We start from the raw sequence: 23,326 nt of genomic DNA, 5'->3' as shown, positions 1-23,326 counted from the left end.
ATCTTTTGCTTTTTAAAGAAAAAAGCAAAAGGATGCCACTCCTATCTGGGCTAAAGAAATTATAATTTCAGCAACCTTTTTCCGTGAATGAGCACCTCAGGATTTATCAGCATGATACTGAAAACACCGGAAACCACAAGGAATTTCAGCATGTTGTGAAGTCTTAAATAATCGGGTTTCGCATTCGATTTCCAAAGCTTTTGCAGAAAGAAAATCAATATTATTAAACTAATGTAAAAGTAGATGTCCATATACCCCACATCGTAAATTTCGATTAAAAAATAAACAGGAATCACCGAACAAAACGTTAACAGTGTAATTATTTTTTTGGAAAAAGCCTCTCCAAAAAGCACCGGAATCGTTTGGTAATCGTTGGCAATGTCGCCTTTAATGTTCTCCAAATCCTTTATCATTTCCCGAATTAAAATCAACAGAAACAAAAAAGTAGCATGAGCAAAAATTTGCGGATATAGGTTTTTATAATACAATAGTATCGCAAAAAAAGGCAGTACAGCCAAGAAAGAGGCCGTCAAGTTACCAATAACCACTATTTTTTTAAGTTTATGCGAGTAGAACCAAATCAGGAAAATGTATACCGAGAAGAACAAAACGGCACGAAAAGAAACAAAGCAAGCCAACAAGGCTACAATGAAATTCACCGTAAAATAAACCTGCAGCTTTGTTTTTTGACTAACGAGTCGGTCGAGCTGTGATTTGTTAGGACGGTTGATTAAGTCCTTTTTACTGTCGTAAAAATTATTAATGATATAGCCCGAAGCAATGGTCAAACCGGAGACTAAAACGATAATAAATAAATTGAAATCAAGTAAAATGCTTAACGCCCGTTTGTTTTCGGGAGCCAAAATAAAGATAGCCGAAAGGTATTGTGCCAGTGCTATGACCGGAATGTTGTAGCCACGCACCACAGAAAACAAACTGATAATTTTCATTACAAGAAGTTTGTTTTTTCGGCTAAGCATTGTGTGTTTTGGGGTAAATTAAAACTGATAAACGACTTCCAGTTTATAGTCTTTCAGGGATTGTTTAGCTTTTTCTAAATCTTGCGTAAATCCTAAGATGTAACCACCACCACCGGAACCGCAAAGTTTTAAGTAGTAATCATTGGTGTCAATGCCTTTTTGCCAAACTCCGTGAAAAGCTTCAGGAATCATAGGTTTGAAATGGTTCAACACCACTTTTGACAATTGTTTGGTATTTTCAAAAAGCGATTTCATATCGCCTCCCAAGAAGTTTTCCACACAGGCATCGGTGTATTTTACGAATTGGTTTTTCAGCATTTTACGGAAACCTTCTTCTTTTAAGTTTTCCATAAAAATATTAACCATAGGAGCCGTTTCACCGACTATGCCCGAGTCTAACAAAAATACAGCCCCTTTGCCGGTAGCACTTTGTGACGGAATTCCCGTGGCTTCAATATTGTCTTTAGAATTGATCAAAATCGGAATACTCAAATAGCTGTTTAACGGGTCAAGACCGGAACTTTTTCCGTGGAAAAAAGATTCCATTTGCGAAAAAATAGTTTTCAACTGCAGCAATTTTTCACGCGTTAGATTTTCTAACACTGTGATTTTAGCATGGGCATATTTGTCATAAATAGCCGCTACCAAAGCCCCGCTACTCCCCACGCCATACCCTTGCGGAATACTCGAATCAAAGTACATCCCGCGCTCTACACCTGCTTTTAAAGAGTCAATATTGAACGTTACCAATTCAGGTTGGTCTTTTTGCAATTGCTCCAAATAAGTTACAAATCGTCTCAAACTTGCATTGGAGGCTATGGCTTCTTGTGATGGATTTTCATCCACTTTCAAGGCACCGTTGTAAAAGTTATAAGGAATGGATAAACCTTTAGAATCTTTGATGATTCCGTATTCGCCGAAGAGCAGAATTTTTGAGTAAAATAAGGGTCCTTTCATAGATTTTAATTGATAGTTTCTATTGCACCAATTCCAATTGCATCACAAATATAGTTACCATTTTGACAAAAGCCAACTAATTCACTGGTAATAAATTGCAAAACGCTTACTCTAACGTTTTCGGGATACAAAACATGCACATTAGCTCCAGCATCCAGTGTGAAACATATAGGAATTTTCGTTTCGTTTCTGAAAGCCCAAATTTTGTTGATGATTTCGAGTGTGTTAGGTTTCATCAAAATAAAATAGGGTAACGAAGTCATCATCATGGCATGCAACGTCAGGGCTTCACTTTCGGTAATTTGAATAAATTGTTCTAAATCACCGGTTTCCAATACCTTTTTCATGGCAGACAAATTAGTATGCGCTTGTGCAAAACGCTGCTCCGCAAAAGGATGATTGTGCATCAAATCGTGTCCGACAGTGCTGGAAACTTGTTTTTCTCCTTTGTCAACCAACAGAATTGTATCCTGATAATTCTTAAAATTAGCGTGAACTTTTGACGGAAATGCTACGCCAAACAAATCTGAACTTCCTTCAATCTCGTCATGATTGCCCCAAACTACTACACTTCCTTTTACACTACGGCAGGCACTTCCTGAACCTAATCGGGCTAAGAAAGAGGCTTTTTGGTAAAAGAAATCTTCAGTCATTTCAGGATTTAATTGTTTTTCTAAACTCATAATATTCATCGCCAAAGCTGCCATGCCCGAAGCGGAAGATGCTATACCGGAGCTGTGAGGAAAAGTGTTCAGCGTATCGATAGTAAAATGATAGTTTTTTAAATAGGGACAGTAGGGTTCAATACGTTCCAAAAATTTTTTAATTTTGGGTTTGAAATCTTCCTTTGGTTTTCCTTCAAACAACAAATCAAAAGAAAAGTCTCCGTCGTTTTCTTTATGAGAAAAGGCTAACTGCGTTATGGTCTTGCAATTATTTAAAGTAAAACTTATGGAGGGATTGGCCGGGATTTGATTGGTTTTCTTTCCCCAGTATTTCACTAATGCAATGTTACTCGGAGCACTCCACCGGAAACTTCCGTTTTCAACAGTGTTAGTAAAATTTGGAGTAACAAAATCCTTTTCAGTTGTCATAGATTTGAATTTGAGGCAAAGATACTTTTTTTAAAAATAGTAAAAAATTGTGTGGTATCTTTGGATAAAATAATTTGAAATGCAAAAAATACTTCGAATAGCCACTGTAATCATGACTTGTTTGGCGGTGGGTTATTTTTCAAGCTTAGTAACCAGAGAAAATATTCCTACTTGGTATGCCATGATTAATAAACCAAGTTTCAATCCACCGAATTGGGTTTTTGCCCCGGTTTGGACCTTATTATACATCCTGATGGGGTATGCTGCCGGTAGAATTTGGAACAAAATTGACACTGACGAAGCCAATGTGAAAAAAGCTTTTATATTTTTCTTGGTGCAATTGGGGTTGAATACCTTGTGGTCCTTTTTGTTTTTTGGCCTGCACAATCCTATGTTGGCTTTCTTCGAAATATTGCTTTTGTGGGCGATGATTTTTGAAACCTATACTCAGTTTAAAAATATTGATAAAGTTGCAGGTTACCTTTTAGTACCTTATTTAGCATGGGTAAGTTTTGCTACTGTTTTAAACGGAAGTATTTGGTATTTGAACTAATAAAAAAGTCCCGATTTTCTCGGGACTTTTTTATTGTTGTTTATTGAATGATGAGCTTTTTGATTTGTTTTGATTTGTTCTCTGTCTTTATTTCAACAAAGTAAATCCCTTTTTCTAATCCTGAAACATCAATGTCTGACGATAAGGCATCAATAGTTGTCACTCTCTTAGTCAGTTTGCCTGAAATATCATAGAATCGGATTTCATCGATTTTGTCATTTGTATTCAAACTGATTTTTACATTGTGATGAGCCGGATTCGGATATAAATGGAAGGATTCCGATGCTGCAAAAGATGAATTCCCCAAACTGCTGAAAAACTCCGTGTTAAAAGTGTTAGTCACAATTGCCGGATTATAGTCAAAATAAATGGCAGCGGTATTCGGGATGATGTCTCCTGCTGCATAACCCGTTTTAGGTTTTATTTTAAAGAACACATAGCCGTGACTTTGGTCAGGTTGACTTATGGTAGGAGGTAAGTTGATGTTATAAAAATGCCAGGTCAGTTGATTTCCGGAAAGTGAGGTATTTACCGTATGACTGGCACGAATCATTTCAAAAGTGGTTTCGTCTATACGGGCGTCCAACACATCCTCAATTCGTATGAATTCAGCATTGGCAGTACCAGTGTTTTCAAATTGAATCATGTAATACAAGTAATCATTATCGGTAAAAGTATCGAGTCCTATTTTACCGCCGTGGGATTCGCTTTTATCATTAGGGTCGTAGGAACCCACTACAATTTGAGATAAACTGTAATTGTTATTTAAAGGAAACGCATCGGTGTTTAATGAGGCAACAGTTGCTGTATTGGTAAGCATATCTCCTAAGTTTACTGTAGGTATGGTGGGTACCTGCATATTTACCGAAATAAGGAGTTCTTGATTAGGAGCCAGGTTGCTAAACGTATAAGTAAAACCTGTTGGTGTTGTAGTAACGCTACTTTCAGAAACACTTATAATTGAAACTGCTGAGGCTTTCGTGAAAGTTAAAGTGCCCGTACTTACAGTAACTGGCCCATTGTTTTTTATTCTTATGTAATTATAATAGGAGAACCCCAGTCGTGGACTGTTACTTGGGAGTATTGTTACTTCTAAATCGTCATAAGACTGAAGTGGTGTTATCGGGAAATATAAGATTTGAGAACCGCCACCGGATATTATAATATTGTTATAATTTGACGAGGAACTGAAATAAGAAGCATAAGCAGATGCCACATCAAAATGAATAGAATAGCTATTAGTTGGGTTGTCATCAAAAACAAAATAAGTCCCATTATTGGGATAACCGTAAGTTGGTACTCCTGAATTATTAATTTCATACGTAAAATAACCATAATTGAAGTCGATTTCATTCGTGTCTTTAACTCCATTATTATTGCTGTCAACGAAAGCAATTAGATTTAGATTATCATTGCAATTTCCGTTATTGGTGCAATCATAAGTACAAAAGTTACCAGATTCTGACCAATTACTTTTTTCAGTAGAAGAGCATAATGAACGTACATAGTAGGAGTAACAAGTATTAGGCATTAAACCTGTTACAACAAAAGGGTTTGTTGTCGTAATCCAACCACTATTTGAAGGTAATGGAGTTGGATCGCCTTGCGGAATTAATAAAACTTCCCATGAGGTGGCATTTCCTGTTTCAATCCAATTTAATACCGCTGAGGTGGGTGTGATTGAACTTGATACTAATTGGGTAGGCTTTGGACAATTTGAAGTTTCTATCGAAACATTATCCAGTAACCAACGATCCCCGCCCAAAGCTACGGTTGGCTGTGTAAAAACACGAACAAATGCAATATATATAGCTTGTCCGGCAAAGGCAGATAGATTTATAGTTTTTTCTTCATAAGTGTCAAATGTGGTGCTTAATTGATTCTCGGTGTATTGTGCCAAAATACTGTATGAAGCTACATTAGTTTGAGCAGTCGTCATCGGTGCGACTCTTATTTGATATAAAGTTCCTTGATCACCGTTAGTAAAAGTTCTGCTCCAAAATTTTAATTGACCGTTTATCGGGATGTTTACAAGTGGAGTAATAAGATAATCTTCTTCTGTGTTGCCAACTCCTATATTTTCTCTTGAAATATAGGCCGAATTGGTACCTTGATATGGGATGGTATTGTTTGTTTTCCATTGTTCCATTATTCCAAATTCATTGGATAAAAAGGCCCAGTTGCCGCTGGATAGTGTCCAGGCGGAGGTAGGAAGCGGTTCAGGTCCGTTGGTGTTTTCGAAGCCTTCAAAAAATTGTGAAAATCCGGTGATGGAATACAATCCAAGACAGAGTGAAAGTAGCAGCTTCTTCATGTTTTTATCTTAAGGTTTATTGTATAATCAGTTTCTTGATTTGTTTGAGTTTATTTTCAGTGACAATTTCCACAAAATAAATTCCTTTTGCCAATGCTGAAACATCTACGGTGTATTGTGTATTAGTTATGCCATCAACTTGTTTTACAATTTTACCTGAGATATCATAAAGATGAATGCTTTCGAGTTGAGTAGTATCACTTTGGATGTGCACACTAGTCTTTGCGGGGTTTGGATACAATACAATAGTGTTGTTACTAAAGGTAGGATTGCTTAAACTTTGTACAAATTTAGTGTTGAATGTATTCGTAATGATGGCAGGATTGGTGTCAAAATAAATCGAAGCTGTATTCGGAATGATGTCTCCAACGGTAAAGCCAGGTTTAGGTTTGATTTTGAATTTGATATATCCTTTTCCCGTATCAGTATTAGCAATGGCTACTGGCAACATAATGTTTTGAAAATTCCAGATAAGGGTGTTTCCTAATCGGTCAAGAATGTAATTGGCACTTGCATCAAGCATAACCAAAGTATTGGCATCTAACTGACTGTCTAAAACGTCATGTACAGCAACATTCAAGGCCATAGCATTTCCATTGTTTTCAAATCGAATGGTATATTCTAAATAGTCATTAGCCGTAAATGATGAAAAAAGAATTTGTTCTCCATGGGATTCTATTTTATCATTTGGATCATAAGCTCCTATGACAGCTTGTGTTGAGTTGCTGGTATTATTGTTGGCTACAACATCGTCTACAGGTGGGACTATTGAAGCGGTATTGGTGATAAGTTGTCCTAGTGCAACAGTTGGTATCGGTGGTACAGTAATAGTAACTATAATGCTTCTGCTTTCAAATGGCAATAAATTGGTAAAGGCATAAGAGAAACCATTGGATATAGCTGTAGTTCCAGATTGCGATATGCTACTAATGGTAGTAACAGGATCAACAGTAAAAGTTAAATTTCCTGAAGCTATACTTTGCGTTCCATTGTTAGTGTATACAATTTTATTTTTATATGTCGAACCAGCTCTCGGATTACTCATAGGCACAATGGTTATTCCTAAATCATTATAGTTTTGTATAAGAGTAACCGGAAAGTAATTAAATGGGAGCCCTGAATTAGTAATGTTAATATTAGTGTAATTTGCTGTAACATTATAAAGCGAGGTATAGTCAGCATTTATAGTATAGGACAAATTATAGTTGTTTGCCGAGTTGTAATCGTAGATAGTATGAATCCCACTTGGTGAGATTACGCTGTGACTATTTCCATCATTGTTCTTTTCATAATGAAATTGTCCCAGCCCAAAATCAGGTTCACCAACATCTTTTGCTCCATTAGCATTATTGTCCAAAAAGGCATTTAGTTTTATACTGCTACAATCTATGGCACCAGCTCCCGGCTGATTTGAATTGGATTGGCTTACAGTAATATATCCATGGTCATCACTATAATTTGTAATTAGAATGATATAATATTGTCCTACTACCGCATTTTCAATGTTTAGATTTTCAACAGAATTAGGAGAAAAACTACAACCTGTTTGTTGCGTAACCGGTACTCCAATTCCCGGATCTTGTCCTGAGCTGATAGCATCACAGGCAACACTTTGGGATGGGAAAGGCCCCCATGCGGCATAATCCACATCTAAATTTCCAGTGGTTGAGCTACTGAAGGATGATTGTGTTAAGAGTAAGTGTATTGGTCCGGTGCTGCCAACTCTTAATGAAAAGAAACTAGGATTAGGTGTTGTCGTTAAACATCCTTTAGCTCCAATGCTACTTACACCAGTCATGTTTTGATAATTTGTAAGGCCACAAAGCGGTATTGCGCTGGAACAATTTGGAATAGTAGCGACACAAAGATTAAATGTTACATTTTGAGGAGTGCTGGCATTTGAGTAAACCCTCAAGTAATAAGTGTTTCCAATGGTTAAGTTATAGAGACTAATGGATAGAGTATTACTCATACTGCAGGCATATTGCGTTAAAGCTCCACATTGACCGGCATAAACAGCCATATTCAAATTAGTGGTCGTTCCAACAATGTCATGTAAAGAGGCTCTTATTTCCGTATTGCTGGCTACAAATTTAAACCAAACGTCATCATCGGCTACACCAATACATGGGGTTGCCAAATTTGGACCTGACGATGTAGCTCCTGTCAATGCTCCTGAAACAACCTGAGTACAAGTAAACAAATTATTAACTGGGGCTACAACGGCATTAATACAATCATCATTTGAGAGGGTAGTGGTAAAATCTATTTTTAAGGACCAATTACTCAAATCGCTGGCAGAACATATTGATCTTACATAGCAACTGTATGTCGTTTGAGGATTCAATCCTGATATTACCGCAGGATTGGTTGTTACGACCTGGCCGGAATCAGTAGCTAAAGGAGCTGTTGAATTAGATGGTACCACAAATACTTCCCATGAAGTAGCTGTGCCAAGTTCTGTCCAACCCAAAGTTACAGAAGTTTGTGTCACGGCTGTACTTGTTATATTTGTTGGCGCCGGGCAAGTTGGTATATCTTCAATGATAACATTGTCTATAAATATTCTCCAGCCATCTATGCTGCTCGGTGGAACATTCCAAGCAATATTTACAGGTCCTGAATAACCTGCCAGCGAAACAACCTGTTCATTATAGGTTGCATTACTATAAGTTGTCAACGGGACTAATGTAGTTGTGAACCCTGATAGGTTAGGACCGTTAGTAGAAAGCATAACTCTAAAATTATTAGGTTCTGCAGAACTTTGCACTTTATATTGGTATTTCAAAACCTGGTTCCCGGTTAACGTTATTGTTGGTGATACTAACCAATCATTATTGTTACCATTATTATAATCTGTTAATAGTATGGCACATTGGTTTCCTTCAAACGGAGCGGTTGTATAATTCATATTCCAAAGATCTACATCACCATTAAAATTCCATACTCGCCAACACGATTCAGTTGCAGATGTGCTGTTAAAGCCTTCCTGAAAAGGTACCGAAAACGGAAGACAGGGAGTGGTGAATGCAGGAGAGATTCCCCAAGAGCTTTTGTCTGTTGAAGAACAAAGCGATCTAACATAAGCTATGTACGAAGTACTCGGAGTTAAATTATTTGTGGTAGTATAGGAATTTGTTGCCACAATTACCCCTGAACTATCGGCTGTAGGAGCAGGAGATGTTGTAGGCAAAACAAGCACTTCCCAACTCGTTGCAGTTCCCATTTCATACCAACTCAGATTTACCGAATTTGTAAAAATGTCTCCGTAAGTTACTTCTATTGGAGTTAGACAAGATAAGGGCTGAATCTCTAAAGTATATCCTATGGTTTGAGGAGAAGCAAAAGTCGAAATAACGATAATATATTGATGACCGGATTGAACGGTTAAGTTATTAATAGTTCTTAAACCGCTGGTACTATTTGCCACTCCGGCTAAACACGCTACTCCTACATTGCTACAGCCATCATAAACAAAGATACCTGACCAACTTGCAGAAGGTGTCATATTTATTGAAATGACTCCATCAGTCGTTGGCGTATACGCATAAAACACATCGTTACCCGTCATATAGTTTGCTGTTGTGTTGGCACAAATACTCGGTTGACTTACATCGGTCGAATCGGAATAATTGGCTGTGTCGTCAGTTGTGGTGTAGGGCAGCGTTGTAATTTGTATTGGGTCAGCACAAGTTAAACCTTGCGCATAGGTTGAAAAGAATGGTAATACAAAGAGAATTAAAACGAAAAGGAGTAGAGTTTTCTTCATTTTTTTGTTTTTAGAAAAACCAAATTTAACTGATTTCTAATTACCTGCAACAAAAAATATAAGAATTATTTGAATATAGCATTGGCAACAATAAATCCACTCGTCCAGGCATTTTGAAAATTAAATCCGCCCGTTATAGCGTCAATATTTACAATTTCGCCGGCAAAAAATAAGTCGGTATGAAGTTTACTTTCCATCGTTTTGAAGTTGATTTCTTTTAAATCAATGCCGCCTGCCGTGACAAATTCTTCCTTGAAAGTGCTTTTGCCATTTACCTGAAATTGGCCGTTGGTCAGTTGGTTTGCCAAATCGGTTAGTTGTTTTTTAGATACATCGGCCCATTTGGTTTCGATGTCAATAGAAGCAGCAAGCACTAAACTTTCCCATAAACGATTGGGAAAATCAAAAGGCGATTTTTTGCTTACCGCTTTCTTGGCATGTACTTGTTTTAGTTCTTTCAAAGTTGCTACTGCTTCTTCAAAAGAAACTTCGTTAAGCCAATTCACTTCTATGGTAAATTGATAATTTTTGTCAAAAAGTTCTCGAGCACCCCAAGCCGAAAGTCTTAAAATCCCGGGGCCACTCATTCCCCAATGAGTTATTAATAAAGGGCCGACAGCTTCCAGTTTTGTTCCTTTAACCTTTACTTGTGCCCAGGCCGAAACTCCCATCAAATCTTTAATACGAGTATCTTTTATATTAAAAGTAAACAAGGAAGGCACCGGCGGTACTATAGTATGTCCGATTTCTTGCAGCATTTCCCAAATTTTAGGATTGCTGCCTGTGGTCATAATTAGTTTTTGACAGGAAAAGGTTTCGTGATTGGTTTCTACTTTCCAATAGCCCTCTCCTTTAAAGAGTGATTGTACACTTTGACCGGTCAGGACTTCTATTTTCAGTTTTTTGGCAGCCGTTAAAAAGCAATCAATTATGGTTTGCGAGCTGTCAGAAATGGGAAACATGCGACCGTCATCTTCAATTTTTAAAGCTACGCCATGACGTTCAAACCATTCAATAGTATCGCCTGAGCAGAACTGATGAAACGGTCCGCGCAATTCCTTTTCGCCACGCGGATAAAATTTGGCCAAATCATTCGGAACAAAACAAGCATGGGTTACATTACAACGGCCACCACCTGATATACGAACTTTTTCCAGAACGGTTTTGCCGCGTTCCAAGATGGCCACTTTCAGTTGCGGATTGTTTTCCGCGATATTGATAGACGTGAAAAAGCCGGCTGCACCACCGCCTACAATTAGAATGTCATAATTTGTGTTCATAGCCTATTCGGAAAATCAGTAATGATGCCGTCAACGTTTAACGATTGGACAAAGATAATATCTTCGGGTTCATTTACCGTCCAGGGGAAAACTTTAAAATTCTTGGCTTGTATTTGTTTGACATTTTCAGCCGTCAACAAGTGATAATAAGGATGAATTGAATGGGCTTTTATAAATTTGGCAAATGCCATAGCCAAGTCAATATCAGTTTCAGTTAAAACACCAATTCGAACAGTATCGTCATGAAAACGCACTTCCTGCAGCGCATTCCAATCAAAACTGGAAAGGAGGATTTTTTCTTTTATAAAAAGACTAGAATCCAGTAACTTCAGGACGCTTTCAGTGGTAGCAAATGTTTTGATTTCGATATTAATTTCGCATTGATTGTTTACCAAATGAAATACGTCTTCGAGAGTAGGAATGCCAAAATTTTGCAATTCAGAAGCTAAATAATCAGCAACCAAACCGGAACCCGAAGTTGTTCGGTCGATAGTTTTATCATGAATTACTACCGGAATATGATCTTTACTTTGGTACACATCCAACTCAATCATGTCAACGTTTAACGCGATAGCTTTTTGAAAAGAAGCCAAAGTATTTTCGGCTGCATGTCCTTTCGCACCGCGATGACCGATTTTGAGCATGATTATAATTTTTCCAATAATACAATAGGGAAATCTGATTCAATAGTAACTTTTCCATCAATAACAACACCAGTATTGTCTGAATAAGCATCTTTTACCTTTGTTCCATTGGCGAAAATAGTACCCACCGGAATCTCTTTTTTGTCTTTTGGTAAGTTCAAAGCCACCACCACTTTATCACTGTAGTTTCCATTTGAATAAGTTCTGCTGAAGGTATAAGGTGTACCGGCAATTTGTTGGTGAACTCCGGCTCCGACAGCAGGATGATTTTTTCTGAAATTACCCAGTTTTTGCCAATGCGCCAGAGTTTCTTTTGACTTTGGATTATCAATAAGGTCATTCCAATTCATATTAGAACGCAAAGTAGCATCGCCTTGAGCGCCTTCAATAGTTAATGAACGAGCACTTTCATCACCATAATATACTTGCGAAATGCCTGGAGCTAAGAGTAGTTTAGTACCGCTTTCTATTGTTTTTTCTCTTTTTTTATCAAAAGGGTAACTGTCATCATGTGAGGAAACATAGTTCATTACCGTGTTGCCTTTTAAGTTGTTGTTCAAAATATCTGAATATTTAGAGAAGAGTGGTTCATAGTCCATTTTGGCTTCGTTTCTGAAATCAAAATTGATTAAACCATTAAAACCGTTTTCAAAATAATTTACTTGCTTATCGCCAAAATCATAGAATTTTTTGTTGCCGATGTTGTAACCATACACTTCACCAATCATAAAGAAAGGATTGTTATCTAGTACTTTTGTTGGATTGTTTTTTTTGTATTCGACAAAAGCCGTGGTACATACTTTTTTAAAATCGGCCCAAACATCTTCGGTAGTATGCTTAGCAGTATCTACTCGATAGCCATCAATGCCAAACTCTGTAATGTAATCCGACAGCCATTTCATGATGTAATATTTGGGTGCTTTCGGATACCCGGTTTTTTTGAAAAATGCCTCCAGCGAAGCCATTTCTTTTTCGTAACGTCCTTCTTTTTCCCATTTGTAAGCCAGATATTCCGGTACTTGTACTTCGGCAGTGCTTTCGGTTTTTACATCCGGAAGATTGTCCACAAGGGTGCAGTTAATATAAGTATCATACGATTTGTAAGTGCATTTTGGTGTAGTGCGAACCCAGTCTGAAGGGAAAGCAGGGTCTTGTGAAGTCACAGGACCGGTGTGGTTTATCACCGCATCCAGCATGATACGAATACCTCGAGCATGAGCCTTTTGTACCAATTCAGCTAATTCTTTTTTAGTGCCAAAACTTGGGTCAAGAGCACTCCAGTCCTTGGTCCAATAGCCATGAAAGCCGTAGGTGAATCCGGTTCCTTCGTCAACGCCTTCGTGAATTTGCTCCACGATTGGTGTCATCCAAATCACATTGATACCTAATTTATCAAAGTAACCTTCATCGAGTTTTTGAATGATACCGCGTAAATCGCCACCATTAAACCCTCTTAGTACTCCTGTTGGTTTTCTTCTGTCGATGATACGATCGTTGGCTTCGTCGCCGTTTTTAAATCGGTCAGTTACTATAAAATATACGTTGGCAGCCTCCCAAATAAAAGGAGTTTTTGCAGTTACGGGTTTGCTTTTTTGGGCAAAAGTGTTTCCGCTCAAGGTTAGAGCTGCCAATAATAATAAGGTTATTTTTTTCATAGTAATTAATATTCGATTTTTAGTTCCTGAATGGTTCCTTTTTTGCAATCAACGGCAATCTTTAGCGGTTCGCTGAATGTTTTATAAAAACGTTCTTGATTGTTTACAAAGATACGCTTGGCTTTGATATTGTGAATCAAAACGGTAATGGTTTTATCGGTAGCCTCAAAATTTTTCCCGGTTTCGGTGTTTAATTTTAGAATCAAAGTGTCGCTTTTATTGGTGCTGTTGAAATTCAGGATTTCATAAGCTTCTTTTTCAAAATCATTGGGCGTCAGTCCATCATCATGGTATACTTTCCCGGTTGAATTGGCAACAGTTTTATCAAAATAAAAATGCAAATCAAAGTTAGCTAAAGAATATTTTGTTGTGTTCTGAATGGTTGGAATCATCGGAATAAAACTCCCGCCACGTACAAAAACTGGGATGTGGTCTTCGGCTACAACTACTTTTGCAATACTTCCTGCTTCGTGTTTTTCATCGGAATAAAAATCAAACCAATTGCTGCTCTTCGGGAAATAAATTTCAGTTGAAGTAACCCCCGATTTGGTAATAGGTGTTACTAAAAAATCGTTCCCCCAAAGATAAGTTTGACTGACGGTTTGAAGCTTTTCATTCTCGGGTTCTTCAAAAAATAACGGACGCATTAGCGGAGTTCCTTTTTGGTTGTTGTCGAATGCCAAAGTGTAATTATAGGGCATCAATTGGTAACGCAGTTCCACTTGTTTTTTGGCTTTGGCCATAGTAACAATATCTTTTCGGGCTACTTCGGAAGCCACATCTTCCTGAGCATGTGGACGAAATATCGGTTGGAAAACACCGTATTGTAACCAGCGTAAATAGAGTTCGTTATCAAAATAATCGCCGGCAAATCCACCTAAATCCGAGTGCATATAAGCCAGACCTTGCATTCCCATTTGTAAAGAAATTTCCATTTGACTTTGCAATCCGCCCCAAGAACGGCTTACATCGCCACTCCACGGAATCATGCCATAGCGTTGAGAGCCCGAATACCCGGAGCGCATCAGGATAAATGGACGCTGAGTTGGGAAATCTTTTTTGTAACCGTCCGCTACTAATTTGGCCCAATGGTGTCCGTAAATGTTATGCACTTCATCCGCTTTGCCACCAGCCGTAATGGCTTTTGACGGAAAAACTTCCGGTTCGCCCAAATCACCCCAAAGACCTCCAACGCCTTGGTTAATTAATCTTTTATAAACATTCCAAAACCAATCCTTGCCTTCAGGTTTGAAGATATCAACGACACTGGTATTGCCAAAATAAAAATCCCAAGTAGCCGGTTTTCCGGTTTTATCGGTGACCAATATATTTTTGTTAACGGCTTCCTGCCATTTTGATGAGGTGGTCAGAATGAAAGGTTCAGTAATCAAAATTGTTTTGACGCCTTTAGCATTCAAATCGGCTATCATTTTATCCGGATTAGGCCAGTTGTCTTTGTCCCAATCCAAATTACCCATAGTGCCTTTTATGGTTTTTCCGAACCAGTATAAATCGAGAATAATGGCATCAACCGGAATATTGTTTTCTTCAAATTTGCGAATGGTTCCTTCCAGTGACTCTTGCGAACGGTAGCCAAAACGGCTGGAGAAATTTCCGAAAGCCCAACGTGGTGGTAAGGGTTGTTTTCCGGTCAAATCAGTATAATTGGAAACCAAATCAGTCCAGGTGTCGCCAACGATAACTTGGTATGTTTTTCTTCCCGATATAGTTTCGTAACTGAGCGTATTGTCTTTTTTGCTGTCTAAATCCAAATAGCCAATAGCTGAATTGTCAAAATGCACGGCATACATTTTAGAAGAAAGCACCATTGGAATACAGAAATTCATCAATTCAGCCCGGGTTTCGTACCCATAGTGTGCCCGATTGTATAACTGCAAACGATTGCCGCGACGGTTCATGCCAAGCGCTCTGGCTCCACCACCATAAAGCGCTTCTGTTTTATCTAAGTTGAAAGTCAGGACTTCGGTTGAATCTTTTTTGGTGTAGCCTGTTTTTTCAGAAAAGATCGGGTTGCTGTTTTTTAAATACTGTATGCGAAATGGCTTTTTATCAATATGAACGGTCAATGATTTTGTGCCTATTTCAAGGTACTTATCGCTTTCTGTTTTGGAAATTTTGCCCGAAGGTTTGTCAAGTACCACAGCTTCCGAAACCGGATTGTAACTTTGTCCGTTAGGAATAAATGAGGTTTCAGTAATCTTATCCGATAGAACTTTGAATCGGTATTCTCCATCGGTAACTACTACTTTTAAAAAGCCGTTTTCCCATTTATGTGATTTGTATTTTCGATTTACATTTTGAGCCAATGAAACCGAAGTAATGAATAAGAGAAGAAGTAGTTTTTTACCCATGCTTAAATAATTGTTTTTTCTGTATTCGTGAATCTTCGATTTCATGTCGTTATTTTAATTCCAATATCAAAGTAGATTTTCCGTCAATGGTCATCTCATTTTTTAAATCAAACGATTTATCGGTTAGGATGTCTTTCCCTGAAGTGTAATTTTCGATTCTTTCCGTAAAACGATTGGTTTTGAAGGTTTGTTTCTCCGGATTATTATTAATGACCACCATTACAGTTTCCTGTTCGTAATAGCGAAAGTAAACATACACGTTATTTTCCGGAACATAATGCATCATTTTTCCGGTATGGATGACTGATTTTGTTTTTCTCCAATTGAATAACTTGGCTGTGAAATCATAGAATTTGTTTTGTTCTTCGGTTCTTCCGGTTTTCGTATAAGCATTGTTAGTATCGCCATTCCAACCACCAGGAAAATCTCTGCGAATATCCCCGTCACCTTTACCTTTGTCCCCTGCCATACCGATTTCGGAACCATAATACAATTGCGGAATTCCACGAATGGTTGCAATCAAGGTCATAACCATTTGGTATTTTTTAAAATCATTTTTATAGGCTTGATTGAAACGATTCGTATCATGGTTTTCGGCAAAAACCAATATATTGTTGCTATTCGGATACAGAAAATCGTTGGCAAAATTGTCATAAATTTTAATCATCCCTTTATCCCATTCCGCTTTGTCTTCATTGAAAACTTTTTCTAAAGCATCGTGCAAAGTAAAGTCCATCACGCTTGGCAAATGCGAATTGTAACTTTCGATGGCCCCTATTTTACTATCTTTTTGCCAATAGGCCATTTGTGCTTGGCTGTGCATCCACACTTCACCAACGATGTTGAAATTCGGGTATTCATCGGTGATGGCTTTCGTCCACTTGGCGATACCTTCTTTGTCATTATAGGAATAAGTATCCACGCGGAAACCGTCTAAATCAGCATATTCAATCCACCAAATGGCATTTTGCGTCAGGTAATTTAGGACCAATGGATTGGATTGATTTAGGTCGGGCATCGATTTTACAAACCAACCATCAACACAATTTTTATGGTCTATTGCTGAAGCATTGGTGTCAAATTGTGTGGTCATGCGGTAGTTGGATTGCGAATAACCCGGAAATTGATGAATCCAATCATAGGTTGGTAAATCTTTAATCATCCAATGTTGCCAGCCCCAGTGATTGGTCACATAGTCTAATATGTTTTTCATGCCGCGTTGGTGTAGTTCAGCACTTAGTTTGAGGTATTCTTCATTGGTTCCGAAGCGCGGGTCTATTTTATAGACATCGGATTGGCCGTAAGTATGATACGAACCTCTTTCGTCATTATCTTCACAAAGCGGTGTGGGCCAAACGGCTGTTGCACCAAGGGATTGGATATAGTCTAAATTTTTAATGATGCCCTGAATATCGCCGCCATGTCTCCCGTTGGGATTGTTTCGATCGGCTTTTTCGGTTACTGAGGCATCGCTGTCGTTGTTAGGATTTCCATTGGCAAAACGGTCTGACATGATTAAATAAATCATATCGGAACTATCGTATCCTTTGCGGAATTTGGAATCGGCTTTTCTGGCTTTCAGGGAGTACTTTTGAGTAAATGACTTTTTACCGTTTTTAAAGGTAAAATCGAAATCCTGAGCCGGTAAATTTTTAGTGTCGATGGTTACGAAAATGTAGTTAGGATTTTCGGTTTTTTGAATGCCTGTGATGACGATACTATTGGAAACGGTTACCTCATTTTGGGCAATATTTTTCCCGTAGAACATTATTTGAACATTGGAAAGATTCATGTCACTCCACCAAAATGGCGGTTCTGTTTTTTGAACCTGCGCGAATGAAACCGCAGTGACTAAAAGTGATAACAGGGCAATTTTTTTCATAGGATACTAAAATTAAAAACCCGACACATTTTGAAAAACGGTCGGGTTTAAGTGTTATGATTTAAACGGTAACCAAGCTGTTAGGCTCTACCAGAATTGCTTTTCCGTTCACATAAACGGTCAGTTCTTTGTCGCCTTCGAGTGAAAATTTGGTTTCTTTTTGATGTACCGAAACTTTCAGGATTTGGTTTCTGAAATTGATTTTAAACGAGTAGCCATTCCACTCTGCCGGAATTCTCGGTTCGAAATGTAAAGTATCGTTTTTGACACGCATGCCGCCAAAACCTTCCACAATACTCATCCAAGTTCCTGCCATTGACGTGATGTGCAGCCCTTCTTCGACTTCTTTGTTGTAATCGTCTAAGTCTAAGCGGGAAGTTCTTAAATAGAAGGTATAGGCTTGTTCCATTCGGCCAAGAGTTGCTGCTTGTATTGAATGAACGCATGGCGAAAGCGAACTTTCATGCACCGTAAATGGTTCGTAAAAATCGAAATGTTTTTCCAGTTGTTCTTTGGTAAAATGATCTTCGAAGAAATAAAATCCTTGTAAAGTATCGGCCTGTTTGATGTAAGGCGAACGCAGGATTCGGTCCCAAGACCATTTTTGATTGATAGGACGTTGACTTTTATCCAAATCATGCACTTTGACTAAATCTTTATCTAAGAAACCGTCTTGCTGTAAATACACATCGTGTTCTTCGGAATAGGGGAAATACATATTATCGGCAACGGCTTTCCAATGCCCGATTTCTGATTCCGATAATTTGACTTTGTTCATGATGCGAACATAATCTGTGGTGTATTCTGTTTGTACTTTGTTGATTTGTTCGATGGCATAATCGATACACCATTTGGCCAAATAATTAGTATAGAAATTATTATTGACGTTGTTTTCGTATTCGTTTGGACCGGTCACTCCCAGAATCACATACTGATTTCTGTGGGTAGAGTAAGTGGCTCTTTGGTGCCAAAAACGCGCAATACCGATTAACACTTCTAATCCTTTTTCGGGAATGTAACTGTAATCACCGGTAAATCTGTAGTAATTGAAAATAGCAAAAGCAATGGCACCGTTTCGGTGGATTTCTTCAAAAGTGATTTCCCATTCGTTATGACATTCTTCGCCATTCATGGTTACCATTGGATATAAAGCGGCTCCGTTTTTGAATCCCAAGTTTTTCTCCGCATTTTCTATGGCTTTGTCCAATTGATTGTAACGATAAGTCAAAAGGTTTCGGGCCACTTGCTGGTCTTTCGTTGCCATGTAAAACGGAATACAATAGGCTTCGGTATCCCAATAAGTTGACCCACCGTATTTTTCTCCGGTGAATCCTTTCGGTCCGATATTTAATCGGGAATCTTTTCCTAAGTAAGTTTGGTTTAATTGGAAAATATTGAAGCGAATACCCTGTTGTGCTTTCACATCGCCCTCAATGGTAATGTCGCTCATCTCCCAGATTTTGGCCCAAGCGTCGATTTGATTTTGCAGCAATTTGTCATAGCCTAAAGCCAAAGCTTTTTGAATTACGTTTTGCGCTGCCGGAACCAACTGATTGGCTTCATGATTCATGGATACGGTATACCCACCCAGCTTTTGCAAGGTTATGGTTTGCCCTTTAGCCACTAATGTTTCATAAGTAAAGACTACTTTGTCCGAAGTTGTGTCTACAAATATGGGTTTGAAGTTTTGATTTACATTGTTGATTAATATGGTATTGTGCATATAGGTCGTTACCTCGAAATGGGTTTTGAAGGTGCGCGCTACTACATAGGCTTCATTGTCGGTATGTTCGGTTGCTAATGGTTCCCAAAATTTTTCTTCCCAATTGGCATCTTCGTTGTGAACGCCTGCGTCTAAAAACGGTTTAAAAACTACAGTTGCTTCTTGGTTTTTTGGAGTCACTTCATAATTGATTACTCCTAATTCATCCAAATCTAAAGAAAGAAAGCGGCGCACATTGACTGAAACCTCGGTACCGTTTTTTAATGTGGCATCAAACGAGCGGTGATACCAACCTTCTTTCATGTTAAGCTCTCTTTTGAAGTTGCCGACTTTGCAAGTGGCTAAATCTAACAATTCTCCATTGATTTCAACTTGAATTCCAATCCAGCTTGGGGCATTAAGTACTTTGGCGAAATACTCCGGATAACCGTTTTTCCACCAGCCCACTTTGGTTTTGTCCGGATAATAAATACCCGCAATATAACTTCCCTGAAAAGTTGCTCCGGAATAGTGTTCTTCAAAATTGGCGCGTTGCCCCATGGCACCGTTTCCAATACTGAAAAGGCTTTCGGATGATTTTACTTGTTCGGCATCAAATCCTTCTTCAATAATTGACCAATTGTCTGGTTTTATATAATCTTGGTTCATTGTATTTTTTATTTTCCTTTTATCATTCAATTTTAGTTCATCAGCGCTTCAATAAAGGAAGTGTCCATGAAGGTAAAATCTTTAAAATTATATTTTGCTTCGTGCAGTATGTTGGCGTCTCCAATTCCTACACTTATCATATTGGCTATGTTGGCTGCCTGAATTCCTGCAACTGAATCTTCAAATACAATAGCATTGGCGTTTTTGGCTTTTACCAATTTGGCGGCTCTGAGGAAAACCTCCGGATCCGGTTTGGCATTCGTTACATCGTTACCATCAACAATGGCATCAAACAAATGCAGAATTTTGACTTTTTCTAATATGGGACGGGCATTTTTGCTTGCCGATCCCAAGGCTATTAGCTGTTTTTTTTCTTTAATGAATTCTAATATATTGACTACTCCGGGCAAAATTTCAGTTTCATCCATGTGCTCAATGTAGGAGAGGTAATCTTCGTTTTTTTGGGTCAGCCATTTGTTTTTTTCTTCTTGACCGATTTCGATATTGCCTAAGGCTAAAATGATGTCAAGCGAACGAACGCGGCTAACACCCTTTAGTTCTTCGTTGTGTTCGGGGGTAAATTCGATGCCAAGTTGGCTCGCTATTTTTTGCCAGGCTAAAAAGTGGTATTTAGCGGTGTCAACAATAACGCCGTCCAGATCGAAAATGAATGCTTTTTTACTCATTTAATTTTGTATTACGTCATCAACATCTTTTACTTTTACGACAAGAGCCGCGGCTATAAGAAAACTAACGCCACTGGTCATTAAGGCATAAATAGCGTGGTCTCCGTATAAATATTTTACTAACGGACCACCAATAAGAGCATTGATGATTTGTGGGATTACGATAAAGAAATTGAATATGCCCATATAAACACCCATTTTCTTTGGTGATATGGCACCGGCCAGAATAGCATAAGGCATAGATAAGATGCTGGCCCAAGCTATACCAACCCCTATCATTGACAGAATCAGCATTTCTTTATTGGGCATAAAATACATCGACAGTAAGCCTAAACCACCTGCAATTAGGGAAATAGAGTGTGTCTTTTTTCTTCCGAAGTTTTTGGCCAAAATTGGCAATAGAAACAAAGCTACCAAGGCAGAAACCAAGTTGTATACTCCGAAGATAACGCCAACCCAGTCACCCGCTTCTTGAAAGGCCCGGCTGGTATGGTCTTCTACCGACAAACCATAAATGTGTTGGGCAATAGCCGGAGTGGTAAATACCCACATGCCAAACAAAGCAAACCAAGAAAAGAACTGTACCCAGCTCAACTGTTTCATGGTGGTAGGCATTTTTCGAAAATCTTCGAAAATGTCCATTAAGCTGGATTTGGGTTCTACACCTTCAGTTTCAATAGCTTTTAAATGGGCTTGTTCGTCTTCAAATTGAGCTAATTCTTCGGGAGAATATTCTTTGGTGGAAAATAATGTAACCAGTATTGATGCCACTAAAACTAATGCTCCAATGATAAAAGAAACTATTAAGTGGTGTGGGATTTTGCAGTTTTCGGCACTATTATCAACGCCGAACCAGTTGGTTAAAACATAAGGTAACCAAGAGCCAATTACGGCTCCGAAACCAATAAGCGCTGTTTGAATACTGAATCCGAGGGTTCTTTGGTCTGAGCGCAAATTGTCTCCTACTAAGGCTCTGAACGGCTCCATGGCGACATTGAACGAAGCATCCATGATCATTAACATTCCGGCTCCAACCCAAAGGGCGGGCATAAAGGCAATAAAAATATCGGCTTGCGGCATTAAAATTAAGCCTACTGAGGCCAAAAGTGCACCTACTAAAAAGAAAGGTTTTCTTCTTCCGAATCTTCCCCAAGTGTTGTCGCTGTAATGCCCGATGATGGGTTGAACTATCAACCCCATAAGCGGCGCTATTATCCAAAACCAGGATAACTCGTGAACATCGGCACCAAAAGTTTGAAGAATTCTGCTGGCATTAGCATTTTGAAGGGCAAAACCCATCTGAATTCCTAAGAAACCGAAACTCATGTTCCAAATTTCCCAGAATCCTAATTTACGCTTTTTCATTATCGTAATTTATTGATTAATAATACGATAAGCGAACTGCTTATCAAAACTTATTATTTGTTTTCGAAGTAAATGTATAAGCTTTGATTGTGGGGTAAAGATAATAAAGAATTTATACGGTTTTGTTTTTAGAGAAAAAAAATAGAGATATATTGTTACGAAAACGTTTTTTGTTGATAAATAGAGTTGATTAAAAATTATTTAGTTGATTCTCTTTCAACTAAATCGGTTTCGATGACTTCTGTTCTGTATTGTTCTTCTTCATCTTCTTCGGTTTCTAATCTTTCAATCAGCATTTTAGCGGCTTTGCCTCCCATTTTTATGCCATTTTGACTAACTGTGGTAATGCTTGGGGATGAATATTTTGATATGATTCCGTCTGTAAAACCAATAACAGAAAGGTCTTCGGGAACTTTTTTGCCTATTTTGTTAGCTGTTTTTATGGCTGTAACCGCAAACAGTTCGTTTACCGCAAAAATAGCTTCTAAATCAGGGTTGTTGTCTAATAATTCAGCTATTGATGCTTCGAAGTTTTCGGTGTCTTCAATTTTCAAAATTAAACTCTCGTCTACTTTTATTTCATTGTTTTTAAGGGCTTTGATATAGCCTTCGGTTCTGAGTTTGCCAACACTTACATAATCTATGGTTGTAATTAAGGCAATTTTTTTAAAGCCTTTATCAATTAAATGTTGGGTAGCGTTGAAAGCGGCGAGGTTGTCGTCAATAATGACTTTGTCGCATAAAATGTCATTGGTTACTCGGTCAAACATTACTACCGGCATTCCTTGATTGATTACTTCAACAATATGGTGAAAATCTTTCTTTTGTTGGGTTTCTTTGGAGAGCGACATGATGAAGCCATCGATGCTGCCGTTGGCCAACATTTCCATGTTAATTACTTCTTTGTCAAACGATTCGTCGGAAAGGCAAACGAGCACGTTATACCCGTTTTCATTAGCCACATTTTCCACTCCGCTGATGACTGTGGCGAAGAAATGGTGAATAATTTCAGGAATAATAATACAAATTGTCTTGGTTTTTTTATTCTTTAAACTTAAGGCAATATTGTTGGGCTTGTAGTTGTATAATTTGGCAAAAGCCTGCACTTTTTGTCGGGTGTCTTCACTGATTTCCATGCTGTTGCGAAGGGATTTGGAGACCGTTGATATGGATACATCAAGCTCTTTGGCGATTTGCTTTAAAGTGACTTTTCTTTTCATGAGGATAATTAACTGAAAATTGATTTCTGAATAAAGATATACGATATTTTTAATTCTGTCAATTTTACTACTGATTTATTGAAAAAAGTAAAAAGTTTTCAACACGAAAACGTTTTCGATGGGCTTTTAACAATCGTTTATTCTGTGGGTTGAAATTTTACATAAATTTAACATTCGAAGTATA

At 38.1% G+C, this 23,326-nt stretch carries 15 protein-coding genes; 1 reads left to right on the top strand and 14 read right to left on the bottom strand.

All coding sequences use genetic code 11. The features are described 5' to 3' along the window. Positions 1-59: 59 nt before the first annotated feature. Genes GUU89_RS02895 through GUU89_RS02885 form a run of 3 tightly spaced genes read right to left on the bottom strand, consistent with a single transcriptional unit; the run spans position 60 to position 3,031 of the window. Entirely contained in the window at positions 60-980 is a 921-nt protein-coding gene (locus GUU89_RS02895; RefSeq protein ID WP_162126513.1) for a geranylgeranylglycerol-phosphate geranylgeranyltransferase, read from the bottom strand. Between the two features lie 18 nt (positions 981-998). Next, complete coding sequence (locus GUU89_RS02890; protein ID WP_162126512.1) at positions 999-1,937, bottom strand: mevalonate kinase family protein; 939 nt, start codon at positions 1,935-1,937, stop codon at positions 999-1,001. Positions 1,938-1,942: 5 nt separating this feature from the next. Then, the gene (locus tag GUU89_RS02885; protein WP_162126511.1) at positions 1,943-3,031 is read right to left on the bottom strand and encodes a diphosphomevalonate/mevalonate 3,5-bisphosphate decarboxylase family protein; all 1,089 of its coding nucleotides are present in this window, start codon (positions 3,029-3,031) and stop codon (positions 1,943-1,945) included. A gap of 79 nt (positions 3,032-3,110) precedes the next feature. Here GUU89_RS02885 and GUU89_RS02880 point away from each other — a divergent pair, with 79 nt between their 5' ends. Continuing rightward, positions 3,111-3,584: a TspO/MBR family protein gene (locus GUU89_RS02880; RefSeq protein WP_162126510.1), complete on the top strand. Its 474-nt coding sequence runs from the start codon at positions 3,111-3,113 to the stop codon at positions 3,582-3,584. A gap of 40 nt (positions 3,585-3,624) precedes the next feature. On the opposite strand, the gene GUU89_RS02875 is transcribed toward GUU89_RS02880, so the two are convergent. The 11 genes from GUU89_RS02875 to GUU89_RS02825 form a co-directional block, all read right to left on the bottom strand. After that, positions 3,625-5,898, bottom strand: a complete 2,274-nt coding sequence (locus GUU89_RS02875; RefSeq protein ID WP_162126509.1) for a T9SS-dependent choice-of-anchor J family protein — start codon at positions 5,896-5,898, stop codon at positions 3,625-3,627. A gap of 16 nt (positions 5,899-5,914) precedes the next feature. Then, complete coding sequence (locus GUU89_RS02870) at positions 5,915-9,667, bottom strand: T9SS-dependent choice-of-anchor J family protein (protein WP_162126508.1); 3,753 nt, start codon at positions 9,665-9,667, stop codon at positions 5,915-5,917. A 65-nt stretch (positions 9,668-9,732) separates the two neighbouring features. Next, the gene (locus tag GUU89_RS02865) at positions 9,733-10,947 is read right to left on the bottom strand and encodes a BaiN/RdsA family NAD(P)/FAD-dependent oxidoreductase (protein WP_162126507.1); all 1,215 of its coding nucleotides are present in this window, start codon (positions 10,945-10,947) and stop codon (positions 9,733-9,735) included. Continuing rightward, the gene (locus tag GUU89_RS02860; protein WP_162126506.1) at positions 10,944-11,591 is read right to left on the bottom strand and encodes a glycerophosphodiester phosphodiesterase; all 648 of its coding nucleotides are present in this window, start codon (positions 11,589-11,591) and stop codon (positions 10,944-10,946) included. Before GUU89_RS02860 ends, GUU89_RS02865 begins: the two co-directional genes overlap by 4 nt. A 2-nt stretch (positions 11,592-11,593) precedes the next feature. Next, a complete protein-coding gene (locus GUU89_RS02855) occupies positions 11,594-13,246 on the bottom strand; it encodes an alpha-amylase family glycosyl hydrolase (RefSeq protein ID WP_162126505.1) in 1,653 nt (550 codons plus the stop codon). A gap of 5 nt (positions 13,247-13,251) precedes the next feature. After that, positions 13,252-15,663 (bottom strand): glycoside hydrolase family 31 protein, encoded by a 2,412-nt coding sequence (locus tag GUU89_RS02850; RefSeq protein ID WP_235921948.1) that lies wholly within the window; start codon positions 15,661-15,663, stop codon positions 13,252-13,254. 4 nt (positions 15,664-15,667) lie between these two features. Next, positions 15,668-17,500 (bottom strand): glycoside hydrolase family 13 protein, encoded by a 1,833-nt coding sequence (locus tag GUU89_RS02845; RefSeq protein WP_162126504.1) that lies wholly within the window; start codon positions 17,498-17,500, stop codon positions 15,668-15,670. A gap of 61 nt (positions 17,501-17,561) precedes the next feature. Further along, positions 17,562-19,871 carry a glycoside hydrolase family 65 protein gene (locus GUU89_RS02840; protein WP_162126503.1) on the bottom strand — a complete coding sequence of 770 codons (2,310 nt, stop codon included), beginning with the start codon at positions 19,869-19,871 and terminating at the stop codon, positions 17,562-17,564. 32 nt (positions 19,872-19,903) lie between these two features. Then, positions 19,904-20,557 carry a beta-phosphoglucomutase gene (gene pgmB / locus GUU89_RS02835; RefSeq protein WP_162126502.1) on the bottom strand — a complete coding sequence of 218 codons (654 nt, stop codon included), beginning with the start codon at positions 20,555-20,557 and terminating at the stop codon, positions 19,904-19,906. Further along, the gene (locus GUU89_RS02830; protein WP_162126501.1) at positions 20,558-21,922 is read right to left on the bottom strand and encodes an MFS transporter; all 1,365 of its coding nucleotides are present in this window, start codon (positions 21,920-21,922) and stop codon (positions 20,558-20,560) included. 197 nt (positions 21,923-22,119) lie between these two features. Beyond that, on the bottom strand, positions 22,120-23,142 hold the full coding sequence (locus GUU89_RS02825; RefSeq protein ID WP_162126500.1) for a LacI family DNA-binding transcriptional regulator: 1,023 nt from the start codon (positions 23,140-23,142) through the stop codon (positions 22,120-22,122). Positions 23,143-23,326: the final 184 nt, after the last annotated feature.

Source organism: Flavobacterium phycosphaerae (assembly GCF_010119235.1).
GTDB lineage: Bacteria > Bacteroidota > Bacteroidia > Flavobacteriales > Flavobacteriaceae > Flavobacterium > Flavobacterium phycosphaerae.
This window is presented reverse-complemented; position numbering and strand designations above follow the sequence as displayed.